The sequence below is a fragment of the Rhodococcus sp. PAE-6 genome (assembly GCF_025290685.1).
Classification (GTDB): Bacteria; Actinomycetota; Actinomycetes; order Mycobacteriales; family Mycobacteriaceae; genus Rhodococcus; species Rhodococcus pyridinivorans.
Map to the genome: position 1 here is coordinate 322,290 of NZ_JAOCLZ010000002.1, position 22,930 is coordinate 345,219.

General features: G+C 68.5%; 20 protein-coding genes. 5 read left to right on the plus strand and 15 right to left on the minus strand.

Annotation, left to right across the window (positions count from 1 at the left end):
* Positions 1-47: 47 nt before the first annotated feature.
* From NVV99_RS06055 to NVV99_RS06065, 3 genes are read right to left on the minus strand one after another with little or no spacing between them, the layout of a single operon-like run.
* Positions 48-1,166, minus strand: a complete 1,119-nt coding sequence (locus NVV99_RS06055; RefSeq protein WP_024103037.1) for a YbhN family protein — start codon at positions 1,164-1,166, stop codon at positions 48-50.
* The gene (locus tag NVV99_RS06060; RefSeq protein WP_024103038.1) at positions 1,167-2,597 is read right to left on the minus strand and encodes an HAD-IB family hydrolase; all 1,431 of its coding nucleotides are present in this window, start codon (positions 2,595-2,597) and stop codon (positions 1,167-1,169) included.
* Positions 2,594-4,996, minus strand: coding sequence for a glycerol-3-phosphate 1-O-acyltransferase (locus NVV99_RS06065; protein WP_051424882.1), 2,403 nt, complete (start codon positions 4,994-4,996; stop codon positions 2,594-2,596). Before NVV99_RS06065 ends, NVV99_RS06060 begins: the two co-directional genes overlap by 4 nt.
* Before the next feature lie 215 nt (positions 4,997-5,211).
* Between NVV99_RS06065 and NVV99_RS06070 the strand changes: the two genes are divergently transcribed.
* Positions 5,212-6,693 (plus strand): bifunctional aminoglycoside phosphotransferase/ATP-binding protein, encoded by a 1,482-nt coding sequence (locus tag NVV99_RS06070; RefSeq protein WP_242411683.1) that lies wholly within the window; start codon positions 5,212-5,214, stop codon positions 6,691-6,693.
* Between the two features lie 70 nt (positions 6,694-6,763).
* Here NVV99_RS06070 and NVV99_RS06075 read toward each other — a convergent pair whose 3' ends face one another.
* Positions 6,764-7,657 (minus strand): universal stress protein, encoded by an 894-nt coding sequence (locus tag NVV99_RS06075; RefSeq protein WP_024103041.1) that lies wholly within the window; start codon positions 7,655-7,657, stop codon positions 6,764-6,766.
* Between the two features lie 148 nt (positions 7,658-7,805).
* Positions 7,806-9,338 carry a CYTH and CHAD domain-containing protein gene (locus tag NVV99_RS06080; protein ID WP_024103042.1) on the minus strand — a complete coding sequence of 511 codons (1,533 nt, stop codon included), beginning with the start codon at positions 9,336-9,338 and terminating at the stop codon, positions 7,806-7,808.
* A gap of 163 nt (positions 9,339-9,501) precedes the next feature.
* Between NVV99_RS06080 and NVV99_RS06085 the strand changes: the two genes are divergently transcribed.
* Positions 9,502-10,047 carry a flavodoxin domain-containing protein gene (locus NVV99_RS06085; RefSeq protein WP_024103043.1) on the plus strand — a complete coding sequence of 182 codons (546 nt, stop codon included), beginning with the start codon at positions 9,502-9,504 and terminating at the stop codon, positions 10,045-10,047.
* A 46-nt stretch (positions 10,048-10,093) separates the two neighbouring features.
* Here the strand turns inward: NVV99_RS06085 and NVV99_RS06090 are convergent, their stop codons facing one another.
* Both NVV99_RS06090 and NVV99_RS06095 read right to left on the minus strand, forming a co-directional pair.
* Positions 10,094-10,600: an SRPBCC family protein gene (locus NVV99_RS06090; RefSeq protein ID WP_006551738.1), complete on the minus strand. Its 507-nt coding sequence runs from the start codon at positions 10,598-10,600 to the stop codon at positions 10,094-10,096.
* A 28-nt stretch (positions 10,601-10,628) separates the two neighbouring features.
* On the minus strand, positions 10,629-11,549 hold the full coding sequence (locus NVV99_RS06095) for a pseudouridine synthase (RefSeq protein ID WP_024103044.1): 921 nt from the start codon (positions 11,547-11,549) through the stop codon (positions 10,629-10,631).
* 175 nt (positions 11,550-11,724) lie between these two features.
* Between NVV99_RS06095 and NVV99_RS06100 the strand changes: the two genes are divergently transcribed.
* A complete protein-coding gene (locus NVV99_RS06100; RefSeq protein ID WP_051424951.1) occupies positions 11,725-12,714 on the plus strand; it encodes an alpha/beta hydrolase family protein in 990 nt (329 codons plus the stop codon).
* Positions 12,704-13,570, plus strand: coding sequence for an oxidoreductase (locus tag NVV99_RS06105; RefSeq protein ID WP_019289986.1), 867 nt, complete (start codon positions 12,704-12,706; stop codon positions 13,568-13,570). Before NVV99_RS06100 ends, NVV99_RS06105 begins: the two co-directional genes overlap by 11 nt.
* A gap of 51 nt (positions 13,571-13,621) precedes the next feature.
* Here NVV99_RS06105 and NVV99_RS06110 read toward each other — a convergent pair whose 3' ends face one another.
* The 5 genes from NVV99_RS06110 to NVV99_RS06130 form a co-directional block, all read right to left on the minus strand.
* Positions 13,622-14,056 (minus strand): GNAT family N-acetyltransferase, encoded by a 435-nt coding sequence (locus NVV99_RS06110; protein ID WP_024103046.1) that lies wholly within the window; start codon positions 14,054-14,056, stop codon positions 13,622-13,624.
* A 48-nt stretch (positions 14,057-14,104) separates the two neighbouring features.
* Entirely contained in the window at positions 14,105-14,839 is a 735-nt protein-coding gene (locus NVV99_RS06115; RefSeq protein WP_024103047.1) for an aspartate/glutamate racemase family protein, read from the minus strand.
* A gap of 6 nt (positions 14,840-14,845) precedes the next feature.
* A complete protein-coding gene (locus NVV99_RS06120; protein ID WP_019289983.1) occupies positions 14,846-16,363 on the minus strand; it encodes an NCS1 family nucleobase:cation symporter-1 in 1,518 nt (505 codons plus the stop codon).
* 136 nt (positions 16,364-16,499) lie between these two features.
* Positions 16,500-17,222: a GntR family transcriptional regulator gene (locus NVV99_RS06125; RefSeq protein ID WP_024103048.1), complete on the minus strand. Its 723-nt coding sequence runs from the start codon at positions 17,220-17,222 to the stop codon at positions 16,500-16,502.
* Between the two features lie 102 nt (positions 17,223-17,324).
* Positions 17,325-18,503 (minus strand): RNA polymerase sigma factor, encoded by a 1,179-nt coding sequence (locus tag NVV99_RS06130; protein ID WP_024103049.1) that lies wholly within the window; start codon positions 18,501-18,503, stop codon positions 17,325-17,327.
* A gap of 165 nt (positions 18,504-18,668) precedes the next feature.
* Between NVV99_RS06130 and NVV99_RS06135 the strand changes: the two genes are divergently transcribed.
* Positions 18,669-19,556 carry an oxidoreductase gene (locus NVV99_RS06135; protein WP_024103050.1) on the plus strand — a complete coding sequence of 296 codons (888 nt, stop codon included), beginning with the start codon at positions 18,669-18,671 and terminating at the stop codon, positions 19,554-19,556.
* A gap of 37 nt (positions 19,557-19,593) precedes the next feature.
* Here NVV99_RS06135 and NVV99_RS06140 read toward each other — a convergent pair whose 3' ends face one another.
* From NVV99_RS06140 to NVV99_RS06150, 3 genes are all read right to left on the minus strand, one after another.
* The gene (locus tag NVV99_RS06140; RefSeq protein ID WP_024103051.1) at positions 19,594-21,894 is read right to left on the minus strand and encodes an RNA helicase; all 2,301 of its coding nucleotides are present in this window, start codon (positions 21,892-21,894) and stop codon (positions 19,594-19,596) included.
* 79 nt (positions 21,895-21,973) lie between these two features.
* The gene (locus NVV99_RS06145) at positions 21,974-22,396 is read right to left on the minus strand and encodes an organic hydroperoxide resistance protein (RefSeq protein ID WP_024103052.1); all 423 of its coding nucleotides are present in this window, start codon (positions 22,394-22,396) and stop codon (positions 21,974-21,976) included.
* Positions 22,393-22,857, minus strand: a complete 465-nt coding sequence (locus NVV99_RS06150) for a MarR family winged helix-turn-helix transcriptional regulator (RefSeq protein WP_024103053.1) — start codon at positions 22,855-22,857, stop codon at positions 22,393-22,395. The genes NVV99_RS06145 and NVV99_RS06150 overlap by 4 nt, the downstream gene beginning before the upstream one ends.
* Positions 22,858-22,930: the final 73 nt, after the last annotated feature.

The window sequence follows — 22,930 nt, forward strand, 5'->3', positions numbered from 1 at the left end:
GCTAGCGCCCCGACCGGCGCGCGGGCGATCTTTTCGGGCCGGCGCCTTCAGCCGTCGTCCCAGAGCCGCAGGTCCGGGGGAGTTTCGTCCTCGTCCCCCTCCTCGCCGACGTTCCGGTAGCGGAATGCGAAGACGATCCAGCCGACCGCGGCGACGAGCACGAAACTGATCAACCGGTAGACGACCACCGCCGACAGGGCCTGCGCGCCGGTCATGCCGGAGGCGGTGAGCGCCGGCACGAGCACGGCGTCCATGACACCCAGACCGGCGGGGAGCAGCGGGATGGCACGGCTGGTGGCGGTTCCGGCCGCGTAGGCGACCGCGATACCGGCCAGGCTCGGCGCGCCACCGACCGCGTATGCGGCGAACGCCAGGCACGCACCGTCGCATACCCAGTTGCTCAGCGACCAGCCGAACGCGCGGGCCGCATGAGGACGATCGAGTTGCACCGCGCTCAGCTGGCCGACGATCCTCCGCCACGCCCGCGCACCCGCCTGCTCCGGCTTCTTCCGCAACCGGTTCAGGCTCCGCAGGGCGATCAGGCCGATCGATTCGAACGAACCAGGATTGCCGGCCGCGTACTGGATGAGCACGACCAGCAGCAGCAGACCGCCGAGCGAGAAGATCAGCGAGAACGGGTTGTTGCTGGCGCCGACGAGCAGAGCGCCGACGATGCCGAGCAGTGCGAGTCCGGCGGCCTGGAGGAGCCCGGCCATTACCAGCTGCCAGGTCGCCACCACCGGGGGTGCGCCCCAGCGCCGCATCTGTCGGTAGGTGAAGGTCGTCCCGACCACCGGTCCGCCCGGCAGGGTCACGCTCATGGAGTTCGCCGCGAGGGCCACCGAAAGCGATTGCCATTGCGAGACCTTCACACCCGCCGCGGACAGTAGCGCCCGCTGCACCCGTGCGAAGGTCGACATCTCCGCCATCGAGGCGAACACCGCTGCCGCGACCCAGCCCCAGTGAAGATGCCCGAGGCCGCGGACGCTGTCGGACAGTTCCGGCCACACGAGCACGATCTCGACGGTGAGCACCACGACGAGCAGAGCACCGACGATCCACTTGAGATACCGGCGTCGCTTCGGGGTGAGCGGCCCGCTCTCACCGTGCGGGCTCTCGTCGGCTCCGTCGTCCGGCTCCTCGGGTGTCACGGTCTCGTTCGTCATCTAGTCGGTGGGCCAGCTCGACAGCGTGCGGCGGTAGAGGTCCTCGACTTCGGCTATGTGCTCACCGAGGTTCTCCCGCGACCAGCCGCTCACGTCGATCGGTTCGAGCACCGCCACATCGACGGTGCCCGACCGCAGCAGGGTCGAGTGCTTCCACAGGATCTCGCCGGCGTTGCGGATCACGACCGGCACGATCGGGACACCGGCCTGCATCGCGATGTGGAAGGCGCCCTTCTTGAACCTGCCGATCGCCGGGGTCAGCGAGCGTGTGCCCTCGGGGGCGATGACGATCGACGTCCCCTCGCGGAGGGTGTCGACGACGGGTCCGAGCGCCGCAACCGCCCGCTCGGTGTTCGTGCGGTCGACAAAGGTGGCGCCGACGAACCGCAGAAGCGGCCCGAACAACGGGTCGTTGGCCATCTCCTTCTTCGTCACGCCCGTAAAGTCCTGCCTCAGGACCTTGGCCAGCACCACCGGGTCGAGCTGACTCTGGTGGTTGAAGATGAACACCGCCGGCCGGGCGGCCCACGCATTCGCTTCCCCGACGATGCGTACGTTCACTCCGGCGAGGGCCAGGGAGACCTCGGTGCCGATGCTGATGATCGAGTCCAGCGCGGTCTTGCGGCTGCGGTTGATCAGACCGAGACCGAGACCCGTCCACACCGAGCCGAACATCCCGCCGTAGGCGGCGGCGGTGCGGACGAGTTCGCGGGCGCCCGGCGTACCGCGCGGCCGGAACCGCATGATCGGCCAGTCGCGTTCGATGGCGAATCGGGTGAGAGTGCGATCGGGGTTCGTGGCCGTGGGGTTGCCGGCGACGGCCAGGAACTCCACGTCCTCACCACCGTTGGAATAGGTGTAGCTGGCCTCGGCGTCGATGCCGTGTGTCTCGACGAAATTGCGTGCCGCCTCCGCTTTGCCGCTGCGCCACAACGATTTCCCGTCGACCCGTCCGGTGAGCACACCGTTCTCGACCTCGAGTGGGGTGAACAGGATGTGCTCGACGCCCAGCGCGTCCCCGGCGGCCTGGATCTGGTAGCGGGACGCCGACGAGGCGATCACCACCGTGTGGCCCGCGTTCTGGTGCGCGCCGATGAGTTGCCACGCCTCCGGATAAAGGTGTCCGGCGATCGTCGTCATGAACAGCCGGTGGCCGATCTCGTAGAGCTCGTCCTCGGTGTGACCGCGCCACGCCTTGAAGGCGATCGCGACGAAGCGTTCGAAGTCCTCCTCGGTCTCCGTCCCGCGGATCCCGTTGATCATCGTCGCGGCCAGTTCGGATGCGGAGACCTTCCCGGCGAGCACCCGGTCGCGGAAGAAGTGGACACCGGAGAAGCCGTGCACGATGGTGCCGTCGAAATCGAAGAAGGCCGCCACCTCGGGTCCCTGCGGACCCGTACGCACCCGTTCGAGGGCCTGCTCGAGGTTCACCGTTCCACCTTTCTGTTCGACACGTCGAGCGACTCGGCCAGCGCGACCCGCTGGGCCAACTCGGACAGCTCCGCTGCGAATGCCTTCCTGCGCTCGCGGACGGTCTCGGGATCCTCGTCGTGGTCGAGCAATCCTCGATTGCGCGCCAGGTCGAGCGCGGACGCGAACAACTCCGACGACACCGATTCCGGCCCGTACAGGCGGCGCTGCAGCAGCATCTGCCGGCCCACCGCCACACACTCCGACAGGAAGGCGGCGCGGTCGACCTCGAGCTCCGGATCCCGGACGGCGAGGCGCTCGGCGACGACGAGCTGCGCGTCGAAGAACGACCGCAGCGTGCGGTGCGACATGAAGAAGCCGGTCTCGACGAGACCGGTCAGCGCTTCGTCCTTCGTCGGCAGCGTGTCGCCCCAGGACGGGACGAGCCAGGCGAGCTCGTCGCGCATCTGGGTCTCGTAGGTGTCTCGGTCGGGGAAGAAGAACTCGAACTTCAGCAGGTCGCGCAGGTTCTTCGCCTCCTCCCACGCCACCCGGACAGGATCGTCACCGAGATTGGCGTGCGCGTAGAGGATGGCCAGCTCCATGATCGACCGGTTGACGAACCAGTGCACGCCGCTGTTGCGGTAGAACGCCGCGACGAGATGCTGACCCGGCTGGATCGAGTAGACCGGTTCCTCCCCGCCGGCGTAGGTGGTGACCACCCCCGCGTGGGTGAGCGACGAGAGCACGTCCTCGAGCCCACCTTCGACGTCGAGGATGTGGAGCCCGCCCTGCGGGACACCGCGGCGATCGAGATAACGGCGGACAGGTGCGATCACGGCCCGCACCTCCTCGAGCGTCAGCGAGCGGTCGCGCACACCGAGCAGGGCCAGGGTGACCAGGCAGTTCACCGTCACCGGAGTGTTGCAGTTGATGCCGACCGCGACTTCGAAGGCGACCTTCTGCAGCGCCTTGCGGCGCAGCACCCGTATCTCCTCGGAATCCGTCGGCGCCGCGGACGGGTCGGCTGCCGGCGCCGGTGCGGTCAGGTCCGGATCCCCACCGGCGACCAGCAGTTCGCGCATCGACACGGGATCGCCGAACCGCACGTACACGTTCCCGGCCCGCTTGCGCTGATTGCGGGCGTAGCGCACCAGCCATCCCAGGCCTTCGGTTTTCTTCGTCGCGCCGGTCTGTTCGGCGGCGACCGCCGCGACCTCGGCGAGTCCCTCGTAGGTGATCGAGACCGGCACCAGCATCGCGTCCTCGACGCGTCCGCCGCGGATCGCGTTGGCGACGTAGCTGAGCAATCCGTAGCGCGGGGCCCGGAGCTTGCCGGTGCGGGTCCGGCCGCCCTCGAAGTACCACTCGAGGTTGAACCGCTTGCTCAGCAGGAACGCGAAGTACTCCTCGAGCGCGGCCTTGTAGACGTCGTCGTCTGCGAAACTGCGCCGGATGAACACCGTGCCGGTGCGGCGGGCGACGGGACCGATCGGCCAGAAGGTGAGGTTGGCCCCGCCCATGATGTGGTTGCCGGGAAAATCGTTCGCCGCCAGGATGTCGCCCAGCACGAAGGCATCGGCGTAGGACCGGTGCGAGGGGAGGAAGACCAGGGCGTACCGGCGGTTGGACTCGCGCAGTGCGCGCAGACCGGCCTCGTCGGCGTGCACGGTCCATGCCGACGCGTGCAACGGCCGCATCGCCTGCGTGAACAGGTCGGTGACCAATCGTGACTGCACGGCCACGAGTTCGTCGAGGGAACTGCGCGCCCGCGACTCGACCTCGGCGCGCGAGAGGCCGTGCTCGGCGGCGATCTCGTCGAGACGGCGCCGGAAGATCGGCGAGTCCATGATCTGGGCGGCGACGAGCCGCGGGACCTTGTAGCGGTCGCCGATCACCGCTCGCTCCGCGCGTTCGAGCGCGACGACGGCGCGACGGGTCACGTACCGCGCTAGTGCCCCGTCGTCACCGTCACCGCCCTCCGCCCTGAGCGCGTCCCGCAGTTCGGACAGGCGGGCCGGTTTCGCGACGACGATCCGGTAGCGGTCGGCACCCTTGCGCACGAGCCATTTCTGCAGCAGCAGATTCGGATTGCGTGGGTTCGTGAGGGCGAGGACGTCGGCGAACCGGATACGCCGCGCACCGTCGCGCTCTTCCGGGAGCCACACGACCCGCAAGGGCAGGATCAGCGGATCGTCGGTGCGGGTCACGAGCTCCTCGGTGAGCACCCGTGAGTCGAGGTCGAGCGACTCGGGGCGGGTCGGCGTGCGGTACTCGGCGGGAAGCTCGTCCGAGCGCAGCCAATCCTCGATCATCGTTCGTTCGAGAGCCGTCGTGTACGCGAGGACCGCCACCGTGGGTCCGTCGTCCGCCCGCACGGTGTCGTCTCCTCGTACCCGGCTCGGTTGATCGTTTCTCATCTCACCCCGTCCAGAAGTCACCTCGGTGTGAAAGCTACCTGTCGCGGCCGGTTCGTTCGGGCGATCCGGAGGAGAACACACACACTGTGCGGATGCACCGGTGGGCTGTGCGGATGCACCGGTGGGCGCTGTGCAGATGCACCGTTGGAGTGTCTGAACGACAATATGGTGGACGAGAGGACTCGGTGGGAGCCGCCGACGACAGGGAGGGCGCAGTGACCACAGGTGCCGGACCGGAGGGTGTCGGCTACGCGGGGGTGAGGGAGACGCATTCGTCGGTGGTCTTCTTCGTCGGCGAGCGCGTGCACAAGCTGAAGAAGCCGCTCGACCTGGGCTTCCTCGACAACCGCACGCGTGAGGCCCGTGAACGGATCTGCCACCGGGAGGTGGAGCTCAACCGGCGTCTCGCACCGGACGTCTATCTGGGCGTCGCGGACGTCCACGGCCCGGACGGACAGTTGTGCGAGCACCTCGTCGAAATGGTGCGGCTGCCCGACGACCGGCGCCTGGCCGCCGCGGTCCGCCGAGGTGAGGACGTGTCGGTGGTGATCGACGAGGTGGCACAGCAGGTCGCCGCACTGCACGCCTCCTCGCCGCACGGTCCCGAGATCGACCGGTGTGCCTCCGCGGATTTCGTCGCCGAGCTGTGGGATCTCAGTCTCGACCATCTCGGCCGGCTGGAGGTAGGGGCGGATCGTGCCGGGGCGTTGACGCGGATCCGGGAGTCCGTGCACCGTTACCTCGCCGGCCGGGCGGTGCTGTTCGACGAACGCATCGCGGCGGGCCGGGCCGTGGACGGACACGGCGACCTGCTCGCCGACGACATCTTCTGTCTCGACGACGGTCCGCGCATCATCGACTGCCTCGAGTTCGACGACGAGTTGCGCTACGGCGACGCAGTACTCGATCTCGCCTTCCTCGCAATGGATCTCGAACGTCTCGGTGCCGAACCCGCAGCACGGCGGTTGCTCGAGCAATATGGTGAGGTCTCGGGCGATCACCCGCCCTCCTCTCTCGTGCACCACTACATCGCCTATCGAGCGTTGGTGCGCGCGAAGGTGACCGCCCTACGCTACGAGCAGGGTGATGCAGCGGCGCGGGAAACGGCGACCGGTTTCGTCGAGTTGCTCGAGGGACATCTCGACCGGGGACGCGTGCGCATGGTGCTCGTCGGTGGTGTCTCCGCGACCGGCAAGACGACACTGTCGCGCACGGTCGGTGCGTATCTCGGAGCGGACGTAGTGCGCAGCGACATCGTCCGCAAGGAGTTGGCGGGTCTGCAACCCACCGACCGCACCGGCGACGGTACGGATGCCGGTCTGTACGCACCGACGCATTCGGAGGCGACCTACCGCGAACTGCTGCGCCGTGCCGAGACCGCTCTGGCCCGGGGACGATCCGTCGTGCTGGACGCGACCTGGTTGTCGTCCGGGCGGCGCGACGCGGCCCGCAACGTTGCGGACGGTGCTTCCGTGGATGTGATCGAGATCGAGTGCCGTGCAGACAAGGGAATCCTGTTGCAACGGATGGCATCCCGAGCCGAGCGCGGCGACGATGCCTCCGATGCGACCCCTGCCGTGCTCGAACAGCAACTCCGCCGGCGGGATCCGTGGCCGGAGGCAGCGGCGATCGATACGGGTGTCGAGACCGTCGACGCGGCGCGACTGGAGAGCATGCTCGGTCCAGCGCCCTGGTGATCGCGCCCCGAGAACAGTGAACGGGGATCGCTTCGTCGAAGCGATCCCCGTCGGACCGGAACGATCGGTTCTAGACCTTGCGGGCGATGAGCACCGAGCACGGAGCCTTGTGCAGCAGGTTCTGGCTCGTGGATCCGAGCAGGGCGGCGCGGAACTGGCCACGTCCGTGGCTTCCGACTGCGACGAGTTGGGCGTCGTCGAGGTGCGCGAGCAGGACCTTCGAGGCCGGGCCCCGATCGATCACACGCTCGACGGTGACCTCGGGGTGGCGATCACTCCAGCCGGCCAGCGTCTCGGCGAGAACCGCGGTCTCCGAGGTCTCCACGGCATCCCAATCGACCAGCGCGGCCGTGGCGCCGACACCGAGTGCGGCGTCACCGAGCCAGGAGTGCACTGCCCGCAGCGGAACCCCGAGGGTCGACGCGAGATAGAACGCGTGAGTGACTGCGGCAGAGGACAATTCGCTACCGTCCACACCGACGACGATCGGCCGGGAATCGGGCAGCGGAGAATCGGTGTTGCCGCGCCACACGACCACCGGGCAGGGCGCATGGTTCGCGACGCGCAGAACGGTGGAGCCGAGGAGGAAGTTCTCCAGCGCACCCGCGCCGGTGGCGCCCATGACGACCAGGCGTGCGTCCTCGGCGGCCTCGAGCAGCGACTTGGCTGCGGGACCGGGACCGATGAAGCTGCTGATCTCGAGCTCGGGGTGATCTGCGCGGACTCGCTCGGCGGCGTCGGCGAGGAGCTTCTTGCCGTCCTCCTCGAGCTGCTGGATCATCTGCGACTGCACGAGCACTGCGGCCTCGCTGTAGAAGATGCCCTCCGGGGGCATCGAGTGCACGAGGTGGAGGGGTGCTCCGATGCGCGACGCGACGGCACCGGCCCACCGCGCTGCCGCTACAGCCGTTTCGGAGCCGTCGACGCCTGCGACGACTGCCTTGCGGGTGCTCGGTGTGCTCATGGATGTCTCCTTCTCGTTGCGACGCGCGGCTTCCCGCGCGCAGGTCGGCCCGAGGCCACGTTACCGCCACGACGCGGCCGTGACCCGGTGTCGACGATCTTCATGATCCCCGATCGGGGAGGCCCCGACCAGAGCCTTCCGGCCTCGATCAGGTCCACAATCGGCGAGCGGCGCGGTATGCCTTCCGCCATCCGCTGTCCAGATGTGCGGCCTGCGCGTCGCCGATCTCGGTCTCGATCCGGAACAGGATCCCGAGCCCGAAACTGGTCTCGGCGGTGTGGCCCTGCTCGGAGAGCATGTCCAGGAGGTGTTCCCGCGCCACGACGGAGTCCTGGAATTCACCGAGCAGATCCTGGAAGTCGTCGAACCGGTCGAGGATCCGCCCGGAACGCTTCGGATGCAGCGGCGCGATCACCTCGATGGCATACCGCATCCGTTTGGCGCCCTTGCGTGCCCGGTGCATCAGCGCGTCGCGCTCCGCCGGGTTCTCGGCGTCGCCGACCCTGTCGACGCGGCGCGAGACCTTTTTCGACAGCGCTGCGACCGCGCGCAACAGTTCCTTCCGTGCCACTTTCGGCCGTGCCCCCGCCGCTTCTGTGGCGGGCGCTATGTCGGTGATCGCCGCGTCGAGGCGGGTGAGCAGCCCGACGTACCGGTCCGAGTCCAGTGTGTCGACTGCTTCGAGGCGGGCGGCCTCCGACCGTGCCGAGAAGTACTCGTCGATACGGGCTCTCGTCGCTTCCCGGTGCGATTCGACCGGGATGTCGGCCACGCGATCCGTGAGCCGTTCCCATTGGACCTCGAGATCACGTGACGGGCTGAGACGTCTTCCGAGCCAACGGAGTTCGTCGACGAGATCGGGATCCACGACGATCTCGTCGGAATAGGTCTGCAGTGCGCTGCGCAGACGCCGCGCGGCCTTGCGCATGCTGTGCACCGCGTCGCGTGCGTCGCGGCGGACGGCGATGTCGGACAACCCCAGGGTGTGCAGTTCGCTCGAGAGATAGTCGCGTACCGGGATCAGGCCCTTCGCGATCGGCGGGCGGGCGGGGAGCAGGTCGCCGAGCACGCGGTGGAGCTTCGACGGGCTCTCCGAACGGGTGATCCCGACGGCCGCGAAGCGTTCCTCGAGTGCTGTGAGGAATCGGCCGATCGTCTCGTCGCCGAGGGTGGAATTCCACTCGACCTCGATCTCCTTCCAGCGGATCTCGGATCCGTCGGCGCTGCGCACGGCGTCGACGTCGTCGACCACCACCTCCGCGACGAAGCCGCCGTCGGACGACCGGAGCCGGTGCCGATGTCGTCGGGTCACGAGCAGAGCGGCCAGGCTCAACGGGGCGCCACGGCGGATGCCGCGCAACAGGGATCCGAGGTCTGCGGGAACGTCCTCGGCCGAGTCGTCGCCGAGGGGGAAGTGCAGTTCGGTGCGGGTGTCGACACCGGAGGGCAGTTTGAGATGCCATCCCGCGTCGTCGCCGCCCTCGCGCCTGCGGAGCGTGATCTTCGAGCGCAGCAGGCACAGGTCGGCGGTGTCGTAGTACTGGGCCGACAATTCGAACCGGTCGACGTCGATCGCATCGACGGACGGCAGTCCCGTCAGGTCCGGAAGCGGCCGGTCGCCGGTGGCGGAGTACTTGCGTTCCGCCTCCTCCGCGACGGTCGCCGACGATGTGCTGGGCATCCATCTGCTCCTCTCGGTGCGCGTTGCCTCCACCTTGCCACGCGGTCCGATATGAGGGGATTCGTCCGACTGTGATCTGCCGATACCGGGCAAAGAGCACTTCGGCCCTGGTCAAGGCCCGGTTTCGGGGTGATCATGGTTCGACGCGGGTCCGGAGGTAGTGATGAAGGTTCTTGTTTCGGTGGCCAGTCGGCACGGTTCGACCGCGGAGATCGCGACTGCGCTGGCCGCGTCGATGCGCCACCACGGCGCGCAGGTCGACGTGAACGCGCCCGAGCACGTCGACGAGGTCGACGCGTACGACGTCGTGGTGCTCGGCAGCGCCGTCTACCGCAGTCGCTGGCTGCGCAGCGCGCGGGAGTTCTCCGACCGGCACGCGGCCGAACTGCGCGAACGCGACGTCTACCTGTTCTCGTCAGGTCCCGTCGCCTCGGGCGGGAGGTCGGTGAACACGTGCTACGACGCGTGCGCCGTCGCCGAACGCATCGAGGCCGTCGAACATCGCACCTTCCCGGGGAAGCTGGATCCGGCGGTGCTCGGCACCGGCGAACGGATGGTCGTCAGGATGGTCGGCGCCCCTTCCGGTGACTTCCGGGACTGGGACGCGATCGGTTCCTGGGGTGCGCGCATCGTGGCGCGCACGACCGCGCGGGAGCGCGACCTCGACGGCATCGGTTCGGCTCCCGCGCGACGTGGGGCGCGCCGCTAGGCGGATATTCCACCCGGGTGATCGGCCCGAGTCCCGAGCCGGGCGATCAGCCCGAGCTGCCCTGGTAGTGCGTGCTCAGTTCGGCTGCGCGGTCCCAGATCGACCAGTCGACCGGGCGTTCCTCCAATTGGGCCTCGACCACCTCGAACCCGGCGTGCCAGGCGGCGCCGTGTGCGAGGGCGTCCTCCTCGTCGTCGGTGGTGTGGGTGAGGGTGAGCCAGCACCCGCCGGAGCCGTCCGGAGTGAGTTCCCAGTGCAGAACGTCGGTGTCCCAGAGGTATTCCAGGATCCGTGCGGGCCGCACCGTGAGGACACTGCCCATGCTGGTGTGCCCTTCGGGCAGGCCGAAACGGCGGGTCTGTTCCTGCGTCGAGCGGAATTCGAGTGTGGCGCCGGGTGTGAGCGCGAACTCGACGTCGGCAGGGAACCAGGCGCGGAGATGTTGCGGATCGGTCAGGACCCGCCACACCTTCTCCGGCGGGTGGGGGAACGAGCGTTCGAACCGCAGGGCCACCCGCCCGTCATAGGTACGCGAGATGCTGCCGATTTCCATGGAAACCTCCAAGACGAGAACTCGCCGGTCAGCGGGGTCCTGGTGTGCTGTTACTCCATGCTGCCAGGTTTCGTCGGCTTACGAAGCGGGTCGGCCGACCTGTGATCGGATCGTGGAACGACAAGGATCTGGCCAGAAGCTGCAGCGGATTCGAATAATCCTGTGGCTCGAGCTCGTACACCTCCGGATAGAGGTTGTCGCCGAGAATGGGGATTCCGAGCGAGTTCATGTGTACCCGGAGTTGATGCGTCCGGCCGGTCTCGGGACGCAGACGGTAACGCGCACGGTCGTCGGCCGTGTCCACCAATTCGATCGAGGTCACGGCGTTGACGGGACCGTCGACCTCGCGGGCCTGCAGCACGCCGCGCTCCTTGACGATGCGGCTGCGGACCTCGCGAGGGAAGTCGAGGCGCGGCGCGGCCGGGGCGATCGCCTCGTACTCCTTCTCGACGAGACGCCGGTCGAACAGCATCTGGTACGCGCGTCGCGCCTCGCGCCGGACGGTGAACACCAGGACGCCCGCCGTGAGCCGATCGAGCCGATGAACGGGGGACAGTTCGGGCAGGTCCAGATCCTTGCGCAACCGGACCACGGCGGTCTCCGTCACCCAGGAACCACGCGGGGTGGTCGCCAGGAAGTGCGGCTTGTCCACGACGAGTAGGTTCTCGTCACGATGGAGGACGTCGATCTCGAAGGGAACGCGCGGTTCGGCGGGCGGATCACGGTAGAGATACACGAATTCGCGTGGGACGTACGGGGTCGAAAATGTGACCGCTGTGCCGTCCTGTACGACCACTTCGCCGGATTCGATCTTCTCCGCGATGCGCGCCGCATCGTTCGGGAAGCGTGTGAGCAGGAACTCCGCTATGGTCTCCCAGCTGGGATTTTCCGGCAGTCGCAGGCGGGTGGGGTTCAGGCCGTCGCGAACGGGGAGGGGAGCTTCGGGCACGGGTCGTGAGGTTAGCGGTGCGCCCGGAATGCGAGCGCCGAAGGCCCGACGATAACGCTGCCGGACTTTCCACGATAACGATTGTGTGCAAGCCTGCTTAAGGTTTCTGCACCGTCGATACCCTGGGACGGAAGTGAAGAATGTTACTGGAGTGCAAGGGGAGCATGTTGTGACGATGTCGGCGAAAACCGGAACACGTCGGCGGGGGGGACGCGCTCTCGTGCGGCTGCTGGTGGCGACACTGGTCCTTCCGTTGGCGCTCGCGTTCAGTGGGCTCGGCGCCGGCACGGCTGCGGCCGATCCGTACGAACGCTTCCACGAGGACATGGTCGCCGCCCCGGGTGGGGTCGGGGCGATCAAGGTACGCATCTGGCGGGCGAACAACGGCAGCAACAAGGCCGTCTATCTGCTCGACGGTCTGCGCGCCACCGACGATGTGAGCGGCTGGGAACACGAGACAAACGCGGCGTGGCTCGCCGATCACGGCGTCAACGTGATCATGCCGGTGGGCGGACAGTCGAGCTTCTACGCCGACTGGTACGCGCCGAGCAATTTCAACGGCCAGCCCTACACCTACAAGTGGGAGTCCTTCCTCACCCAGAACCTCCCCGACCATCTCGCGAACGTCTACGGCATCGACCGCAACAACAACGCGGTGGTCGGCCTGTCGATGGGCGGTAACGCGGCGCTGATCCTGGCCGCCTACCACCGCGACCAGTTCAAGTTCGCCGGCTCCCTCTCGGGTTACCTCAACCTCTCGGCCCCCGGTATGCGCGAGGCCATCCGTCTCGCCATGCTCGACGCCGGCGGATACAACGCCGACGCGATGTGGGGACCGCCCTGGGACTCGGCGTGGCTGCGTCACGACCCGTTCGTCGCGGCGCCGCAGATGCGCGGACTGCCGATGTGGGTCTCCGCGGCGAGCGGTCTGCCCGGCCAGTACGACCGGCCGAACTCGCTCGTGGGCAGCTTCAACACGACCAACGCCATGGGTCTCGAAGCGCTCGCCCGCACGCAGAACCGCGCCTTCCAGGTGCGCCTGCTGACCCTGGGTATCGATACCGCACACTTCTCGTTCCCGATCGTCGGTACCCATTCGTGGGGTTACTGGCAGGACGAGCTGTGGGCGATGCTCCCGATGCTCAAGTCCTCGATTGGCGCCTGACGCCACCACATCGCTGGTCGGCCGCACCGTCGTCGTGACGGGGGCCACCAGCGGTGTGGGCGAAGCGACGGCCCGCGCCCTCGGGGCTGCCGGCGCCACCGTCGTCCTCGCCGGTCGCAACGTCGACCGGGGCAAGCGCATCGCCGACGAGATCGGCCCCCGGGCCGAGATGATGTCGCTCGATCTCGCCGACCTCTCGGCGATCCGTGCCTTCGCGGACGCCTTCGCCGATCGCCGGATCGATGTCCTGGTCAACAACGCCGGGGTCATGGCGGTGCCGCTGGGTCGCACCGCCGACGGGTTCGAGATGCAGATCGGAACGAACCATCTCGGACACTTCGCCCTGACCGGACTGCTGTTGCCGCGTATCACCGGCCGCATCGTCACGGTGTCGAGCGCCGCCCACCTGATAGGCCGGATCGATCTCGACGACCTCAACTGGGAGCGCCGCCCGTACAACCGCGCCGCGGGGTACGCACAGTCGAAGCTCGCGAACCTGTTGTTCGCGCTCGAGCTCGAACGACGCCTCGCCGCGGTCCGCTCACCGCTGCGCGCCGTCGCGGCCCATCCGGGCTACGCGGCGACCGAGGTGGGCAGTCACACGGGGACGTGGTTCGACCGGTTGTTCGGTTTCGGCAAGACGATCCTGCAGCGCACCCCGGACCAGGGGGCCGAATCGGTCGTGCTCGCCGCCTCCGATCCGGGTATCGCGGGCGGCTACATCGGTCCGCGTCTCCTGCTCTACGGAGCGCCCGGTGTCGCCGGCGTGGGGCGTCGCGCCCGCGACCGCGAGACCTCGACGCGGCTGTGGGAGTTGTCGGAGAAACTCACAGGAGTCCACTTCGAGATCGGCTGATACGCGTCGTCGCCCGCACCCCGTGACCGCACCCCGACGGGCGCCCTGTGGTCACGGGGTGCGGCGCATCGGCACGTGGTCGATCCCGGCCTCGAGGTAGTTCGCTCCGGTGCGCACGAACCCGATTCGCGCGTACCAGTGCTCCAGATACGCCTGCGCCGAGATGTCGACGACTCCCGGACAGGTCCCGAGCGCCGCCTCGATCAGCTCCGCGGCGAGGCCGCGCCCGCGTGCGTGCCGGGCGGTGGCGACACGGCCGATGTGGGCGATGTCCCCGTCGTCGTGGAGCACGCGCAGCGTCGCAAGGACCTCGTCGCCCTCCCGCGTCCAGAACAGTTCGGTGGTCGGGTCGAGATCGCGGCCGTCGAGTTCCGGTTCGCTGGTGATGCCCTGCTCGAAGACGAACACGTCGGTCCGCAGAGCCATGATCCGGTACAGGCTCTCGGGGTCGGTCTTCCTCAGCGGTGCATGGTGGATGGACGGCACGTCCCGATCGTAGGGGGCTTCACCGGCTGTGAGGACACGGGAGGGGCTTCACCCGCCCGTCGTGAACCCGTCGAGCAGTCCCGCATAGCGCTTCGGTGGGGGAGCCGCGAACTCTCCTCGCTTGCCGGTCGCCAGCCCCATCGTGACCAGCGACTGCACGGTCAGCGTCGCGGCCGCGACACCGTCCACCACCGGCACTCCGATCTCCGCGGAGATGTGCGCGCACAGGTCGGCCATCCCGGCGCAGCCGAGCACGATGGCGTCGGAACCGTCCTCGTACAGGGCGTCGAGGCACGCCTCGGTGACGATCTTGCGTGCGTCGGGATCGCTGTCGAGGGCGAGCACCGGCAGGTCGCACGCGTGCACGCCCCGGCACGCGTCGCGCATGCCGTAGCGGTGCGCGAGGTCCCACGCGCGTCCGGTCGTGCGGGCCAGCGTCGTGACGACGGAGAATCCGCGCCCCAGGACCGCGGCGGTGTGCATGGCGGCCTCGGCGATGCCGACGACGGGCCCGCCGGCGAGCTCGCGCGCCGCGTCCAGCCCGGGATCGCCGAAACACGCGATGACGTAGCCGTCGACGCCGTCGCGTTCACCCTTCTCGATCTCGGTGAGGATGCCCGGCACGGCGAGCGCGTCGTCGTAGTGGCTCTCGATCGACGGAGGTCCCATCGTGGGGCTGACCGCCTCGACGCGTGTGCCCGGACCTGCGACGGCCCGGGCACACGCCTCGATCGTGGCGGTCATCGACCACGTGGTGTTCGGGTTGACGACCTTGATGAACATGGAGGATCAGACTGCTTCCTGTGCGACCCGGTCGGGGAGACGGACTGCGAGGCGGGTGCGGGTCGCGAGCAGGTGGTAGACGACGAAACCGAGACCGCAGCCGATGAACCAGCTGTACTGGGCGGCGGTTCCCATGCCGGGCGCATCGTTGAACAGCACGGGGATCATCGCTACCACGGCGCCGACGACGGTTGCGATCACCGCAGCCGGGTTGTAGCCCTTGCGGTAGAAGTACGCACCCTTCTCCGACATCGTGAACAGGTCGTCGACGATCACCTTCTGCTTGCGCACGAGGTAGTAGTCGGCGATGAGGATGCCGAACAGTGGACCGATGAACGCGCCCAGGGTTTCGAGGGTGTAGTGGATGACCTCGGGGTTGTTGTACAGATTCCACGGGGTGATGAGCACCGAGCCCACCGCGGCGATCATGCCGCCGGCGCGCCAGCTGATCTTCTGCGGGCTGACGTTCGAGAAGTCGAAGGCCGGGGCGATGAAGTTCGCGACGATGTTGATGCCGATCGTGGCGATGGCGAAGGTCAGTGCGCCGAGCACGATCGCGAAGGTCGAATCGATGCGGGCGACGGTCTCGACGGGGTCGGTGATCAATTCGCCGTAGACGGGCAGCGTGAGCGACGCGGTGATCACGACGAGCAACGAGAAGACCAGGAAGTTCACGGGCAGACCGAGGAAGTTGCCCTTCTTGACGGCGGCGTAGGACTTCCCGTACCGGGAGAAGTCGCCGAAGTTGAGCATCGGGCCGGAGAAGTACGAGACCACCAGGGCGATCGCGCCGAGCATGACCGGCACCGACGACCATCCGGTGTGCGTGACCTCGCCGAGGGTCAGATCGATTGCGCTCCAACCGGCCTGGGAGATCAGATAACCGCACAGCAGGAACATCACGACGTAGACGGCCGGGCCGCAGAAGTCGATGAACCGCCGGATCGACTCCATGCCGCGCCAGAACACGCAGGCCTGCAGCACCCAGAGCGTCAGGAAGCTGACCCATCCGAGTGCGGACAGGCCGGCGAACCCGTAGTCCTCGACCACCGCATAGGGCGCGAGCGAGGGGAACAGCTTGATCAGCACCACGTCGAGTGCCGCCGAGGCGAGGAAGGTCTGGATCCCGTACCACGCCACAGCGATCAGACCACGGATGATCGCGGGGATGTTCGCGCCGAGGACGCCGAAGACGCTGCGGCAGATCACCGGATAGGGCACACCCGTGACCTGGCTGGGCTTGGCGACGAGATTACAGAAGAAGTAGACGATCGTGATGCCCACGAGCAGGGCCACGAGGACCTGCCAGCTGGCCAGACCGAGAGCGAACAGGCTGCCGGCGGTGACGTACCCGCCCACGCTGTGGACGTCGGACATCCAGAACGCGAAGATGTTGTACGAACCCCACCGCTGGTTCTTCAACGGGGCGAGGTCGTCGTTGGTCAACCGCGGGTCGTATCCGGTCGCGGGCGGCGGGGGTGCGGTGGGGACGCTACCGGCGCTCGGTGTCAGCACTTCGGTCATGCCTGCTCCTGTGCGAGGGGGAGCCGCCCGTGCCCCGGTGCGAGGCCGGTGGGCGGAGTCGAATCGATCGACGGAACATCAACGGCGATGGTGAATTCCGATGCGCAGACCGTAACGGGGCGATATTGCCGGAGAGTTACCCGAACTGTATATCTTCCGCGGGAAGCAGGCCGGATTCGGCGGTGAGGCCGGAGATGGCGACGTCGAGATGCCGGTTGTGGTGTTCGGACGCCGTGAGCAACGCGTCGGTGTCGCGCGCCAGGAAAGCGGTGAGCATCGCCTCGTGCTCGCGATGGAGTTCGGCGCGCTCGGAATCGCTCACGTGCACCATCGGCTGAACGGGTTCGGTGATGTTCCAGGCATATTCGAGCATGTGCAACAGGCGGTGCATGCGGGACGGCCTGGTGAGGGCCATGTGGAAGACGCGGCTCTCGCGGTGATAGCCACGCGAGTCGCCTTCCTGCACAGCGCGTTCGAGAAGACGGTGCGACTCCTCGACGCGCCGGTCGTCCTCCTCGGTGGCGTTGCGCACGGCCGCCGCGAGCGACGCCGATTCGAGAGTCTCACGGACGAGATACATTTCGCGCAGCTCCGCGATCGTCAGCTGGGCGACGATGTATCCGTGGTTCTGCCGGTGGGTCACGAGACCTTCGCCGATGAGGGTCTTGAGTGCTTCCCGGACCGGGATGCGGCTCACCCCGAACAACTCCGCGACCTCCCCTACGGGGATCGGTGTGCCCGGGGGTGCGGCTCCCGAGAGGAAGGCGCGGCGCAGCTCCTCGAGGATCACGTCCTGCGGGCGACCCGGTACGTCGACGCGGAGCTCGTCCAGCAACGCGGATCTACGGTGTGGTGCCACGACCGGGTCCTCCTTCGTCACCGGAATGCGAGTGCTCGACTCCGCGAAGGTAGACCCGTCGTGTTACGTCCTCGTCTCCGCCGTGTGACCGGGATGCACACCTCATACCCCGCCGCGCGGAGGGAAGGTCGGCAGCGTCGGCCTCGGCCGCGGCGTGGTGGGCGTACCCGTGGTGGTGGGGCGAGGAGTCCCGGTGCTCGGCGCGTCGCTCTCCTCGGTGTCCCGGCGCGGGCGGTCCTCGTCCGGCTCGGTCCCGCGACCCGGCCCGCCACGCCTGGTGAAGCCACCGGCGGTCGACGTCGCCGTGGTGGTGGAAGCGGCGGTGGATTCCGCAGCGGGCTCGGCGGTCGCTGCCGAGGTGGTGGTCACCACCGGTGCCTCGACCTCGGGTTCCCCCGTCGTCGTCTCCGCGGGCTCGGTGGTCGTGGTCTCGGTCGTCGCTGCGGTCGTGCTCGTCGCGACCGGCGACCCCATGTCGAGCGTCGGCTCGGTCGCAGGACGCAGGACCTGCCGCTCGACGGGCTCGGCCTGCGGGAGCACGAACAACGCACCGACGCCCAGCATCGCGAACACCGCCACCGATGCCGCGATGACGGGAACGGTGCGCTTCGCCCGGCGATCGCGACGGGGGAAGCCCTCCCGGTCCAGCGGTTCGAGCCGGCGCCCGAGATCGAGCAGTTCCGCCTCCGAGGGCTGCACCGCGAGCAGCCGTCCACGCAGGTGCGCGGGCAACGGGGTGAAGGGGAGAAGCGAGAACGCTCCGAGCGCATTCGGCACGCGGGGCACCGCGCGGTCGACGAAGTCCTGCGCATGGGCGAGGACACGTCCGTCGCCGGCGGAACCGAGCATCGCCTCGATCTCGTGGGACGAGAAGTGATGCCGGACCGTGAGGTCGACGACCTCGCGGGCGGTGCCGTCGAGCAGGTGGACCGCCTCACGGACGTCGAGGACGTCGGAAGCGGCCTGGTAGGTGGGGTCGGCCGCGGGGAGATATTCGAGGGCGGAGCCGGTGCGCTCGAGCACGAGGATGCATTCGGCACGGACCACGGCGTAGAGCCAGGCCCGCAGGAGACTCTCGTCGCGCAGCGACCGGATCCGCGCGGTCGCCGTCCAGACCGCGTCGTATACCACGTCCGAGGCCGACGACACGGCGACGAAGCCGCACGCGTACGCGTACAGGCCGGGGGCGAAACGGTCGAAGGCCGCTGCCGTGGCGTCCGGCTCCCCGTTCCGCAACGCTGCGGCGAGTTCGCGGTCCGGACGTCCGGGGTGGTGCCCCATCGATGGAACCTCCCTGTCGTGCATGCGCCCCCGCGCGCCTGCGGTCGTGAGTTCCGGGGAAGTCTACGAGCAGGTGCGCCCCACGGCGAGGATGCGATCCATCGGGACCGTCGACGCCGGAAACGGGAGTGTCGCCACGCGGCGCGCGTCCGTAGGGTGGCGGGCATGGGGTGGACCACGAACGATATTCCGGATCTGTCGGGACGCACGATGATCGTGACGGGGGCCAACAGCGGACTCGGTGCAGAGACCGCCCGGGCGCTGGCGCACGCCGGTGCCGAGGTGGTGCTCGCGTGCCGCGATGTCGCCAAGGGTGAGTCGGTCGCGGCCGATCTCGGCGACCGCGCCACCGTGCGCCGTCTGGACCTGGCGGATCTCTCGTCGATCCGTGCGTTCGCCGACGAGGTGCGTGCCGAGCACGAGCGTATCGACGTCCTGGTCAACAACGCCGGCGTCATGGCGGTACCGCTGCGGCGGACGGCCGACGGTTTCGAGATGCAGATCGGGACCAATCACTTCGGCCACTTCGCGCTCACCGGGTTGCTGCTCGACCGCATCACCGACCGGGTGGTGACGGTCAGCAGCACGATGCACCGCATCGGCAGCATCGATCTCGACGACATCGATTGGGAACGTCGCCGCTACGAACGGTGGCTCGCCTACGGGCAGTCGAAGCTCGCGAACCTGTTGTTCGCGTACGAACTGCAGCGGCGCCTGACCGCAGCCGGATCGAGCGTGAGTTCGCTTGCCGCGCATCCGGGTTATTCGTCGACGAATCTGCAGTACCGCAGCGAGTCCTGGCACGGGAAGATCGTCGAACTCGTCACCCCGATCATCGGGCAGTCCCCGCAGCAGGGTGCGCTCCCGACGCTCTACGCGGCGACCTCACCGAATGCGGAGCCGGGTGGCTACTACGGGCCGGATTCCTTCTTCGAGATGCGCGGCCGGCCGAAGCGGGTGCAGTCCACCTCGCGGTCACGCGACGAGATCCTGGCGCGGAGGTTGTGGGAACTGTCGGAGCGGGTGTGCTCCGTCGAGTACTCGATGCCCTAGATCTTTCGATACCGTAGATCCTGCAGGGCTGCAGTTCTCAGGTCAGGGTGAACGAGACCGGCGGCAGATCGTCGCGCCGGCACAGTCCGGTCTGATCCACGAGGTCGAGGGTGCGCAGATAGCGACGGACCAGATCGCCTGCCGAGAGCCCCGCATCCGATGCGGTGCGCAGGGCGGCGGCGAGTCCGTCCCCGCGTGCCCAGCGGTGGATCGCGGCGACGGCGATCGGATCCGGATCCGGCCCCACTTCGAGGCCGAGACGTTCTTCGCGTCCGGCGAGTTCGCTCCACAGCCGTGAGGTGGCGCGCAGCGCCTCGTCGATCGCCGGGGTGGTGCGTCCCGGGACTCCGACGGTGCGGCGTCGGGTCTCGCCCAGAGCGCTCGAGGCGACGGCGGCGAGTTCGGCCGGCGTCAGTCCCGACCACGCGCCCGTCCGCACGCATTCGGCGACGAGAAGGTCGTTCGCGCAGTAGATCCGGCCCAGGCGACGACCGTCGTCGGTGACGTAGGCCGACCCGCCCATCGGGTCGCGGAGCAGATAACCCCGCTCCTCGAGCAGATCCAGCGTGCGATCGAAGGTCTCGACGAGGCGGCCGGTGACCGTGTCGATCTGCGACCGCATCCGTTCGGTGTCGCCGTGCACCGCGGCGCGTCGCGCCGAGAGGGCGAGGAGGCGCTCCCTGTCGCCGCGTCGATGCGCGGGATGCGACCGCACCGCCCGTGCCAGCGACGTCACGAGCTCGGCCGAACCGGAGCGTCGTGCCTCGGCGAGCCGGTCGCACAGGTGCCGGTACTCGGTGAAGCCCTCGACGTCCCCGAGTTCGGTGTCGAGATCGCGCAGCGCCGTCGTGTTGGCGCGGACGGCGTCGGTGAGCGCTGCGACGGATCGTTCGGCCTGGAACTGGGCGAACGAACGTCGCAGGAAGTCCCGTGAGCCGGGGATGCCGCGACCGGCGACCAGGTTGACCGCGGTGTTGTAGCCGACGCGCAGCGAACTGTGGAGCGGGTACGAGCGTGCGCCGGCGAGACCGGCGACGGTCGCGGGGGCGGCCTCGGGACTCCACAGCACGACCGCGTGGCCTTCGACATCGATGCCGCGCCGACCGGCACGACCGGTGAGCTGGGTGTACTCGCCGGGGGAGAGGCGCACCGGTCCGTCGGCGGTGGGTTTGACGAGGCGTTCGAGGACGACGGTGCGCGCCGGCATGTTCACGCCCACGGCGAGGGTCTCGGTGGCGAACACGACCCGCACGAGACCGCGGGCGAACAACTCCTCGACGGTGTGACGGAAGGCCGGGATCAGACCGGCGTGGTGTGCGGCGAAACCGCGTTCGAGTCCTTCGAGCCACTCTGTGTGACCGACGGCGTCGAGATCGGCGGGCGGCAGGGCGGCGGTGTGCCGGTCGGCGACCGCGCGGATCTCGGCGACGTCGGCCGCCTCGGTGAGACGGACCGACGATTCGAGGCATTCGGCGACGGCGTCGTCGCAGCCGTTGCGGCTGAACCGGAACAAGATGGCCGGCAACAGTTGTTCGGCCTCGAGCCGGGCGACGACCTCGGGCAGGTCGGCACCGGCCGGTCCGGGTGCTCCGCGCGCGCGTCGCCGTCGTCGTCCACGGCCGGTCGCGGGGCCGGGCGCGGCCTCGACGAGCTGACGGTGGGCGATGTACCGCTCGAGGGTCTCGTCGACGGTGCCGGACGGGGACAGCAGGTCGAACAGCCGACCGCCGGCGAGCATGTGCTGGGTGAGCGGGACGGGCCGGGTCTCCTCGACGACGACCGCGAGGTCGCCGCGGACGCCGCGCAGCCAGCCGCCGAACTCCTCGGCGTTGCTGACCGTGGCCGACAGGCTGGTCAGTCGCACGTCGTCGGGGAGCGAGAGGATCGCTTCCTCCCATACCGCGCCGCGTTCGCGGTCGGCGAGATAGTGCACCTCGTCCATGACGACGTGGGTGAGTCCGTGCAGGAGCGGGGAGCCGCCGTGCAGCATGCTGCGCAGCACTTCGGTGGTCATGACGACCACGGGCGCATGGGGGTCCAGCGAGATGTCGCCGGTGAGCAGTCCGACACGGTCGTCGCCGAACCGGCGCGACAGGTCGAGATACTTCTGGTTGCTCAGCGCCTTGATGGGGGTGGTGTAGAAGCAGCGTCCGCCCGCTGCGAGCGCGAGACGGGCGGCGAATTCACCGACGACGGTCTTGCCCGCCCCGGTGGGGGCGCACACCAGCACGTCGCGGTCGTACTCGAGGGCGCGGCAGGCCTCGACCTGGAAGTCGTCGAGGGGGAAATCGAGTTCGGTCGCGAACAGCGAGAGCTGCGACCGGTCCTGCGTGCGCACATGTCCACGCTACGGGTCGGCGTGGACACGTGCGCAGCGCAGGGGCACGTCAGTCGCTCGTCACCCCTCGGGGGGTGACTCAGTCGTCGGTGACCTCGAGGGTGACGTCGATGTTGCCGCGGGTCGCGTTGGAGTACGGGCACACCTGGTGGGCCTTCTCGGTGAGCTCGAGCGCCTGCTCGCGGGGGAGGTTCGGCAGGGTCACCTCGAGGGTGACGGCGAGACCGAATCCGCCGCCGTCGGTCGGGCCGATGCCGACGCGGGCGCCGACCGCGGAGTCGCTGACGTCCGCCTTCTCCTGCCGGGCGATCATCTGCAGTGCCGAGTGGAAGCACGCGGCGTATCCGGCGGCGAAGAGCTGTTCGGGGTTGGTGCCCTTGCCGCTGCCGCCCATCTCGGTGGGGATGGACAGGTCGACGTCGAGCTTGCCGTCGCTGGTGCGGGCGTGGCCGTCGCGGCCTGCTCCGGTGGCGAGTGCTTCGGCGGTGTAGATGATGTTCACGATGTCCTGCCTTTCTTCGAGAGTGCGCCGGGTGCTTCCTGCAACGCGGCGGTCAGGCGGTGGAGCGTCTCGCGCAGCGCGACCAGTTCGTCGACGTCGAACCGGCTGTCCCGCGTCACGCAGCCGGGGATGTCCGCGGCCTCTGTCCGGAGTGCATCTCCCGCTTCGGTGAGGTGGACGACGACACGACGTTCGTCGGTCTGCTGCCGGCGTCGTTCGACGTATCCGGCGGCCTCGAGCCGTTTGAGCAGGGGGGACAGTGTGCCCGTGTCGAGATCGAGCGAGTCGCACAGATCCTGCACGCCTCGCGCATCGCGTTCCCACAGCGCCAGGAGCACCAGGTACTGCGGGTAGGTGATGCCCAGCCGATCGAGATGCGGCCGGTAGGCGGCCGTGATGGTGCGGGAGGCGCGGTAGAGCGCGAAGCACACCTGCTGGTCGAGTTCGAGTGGAGACGGCACGGGAATGAATGTAGCGCCCCGTTTTGTTGTGCACAACATTAATGGCCACAACTCGATACGTGTTCCGGATCAC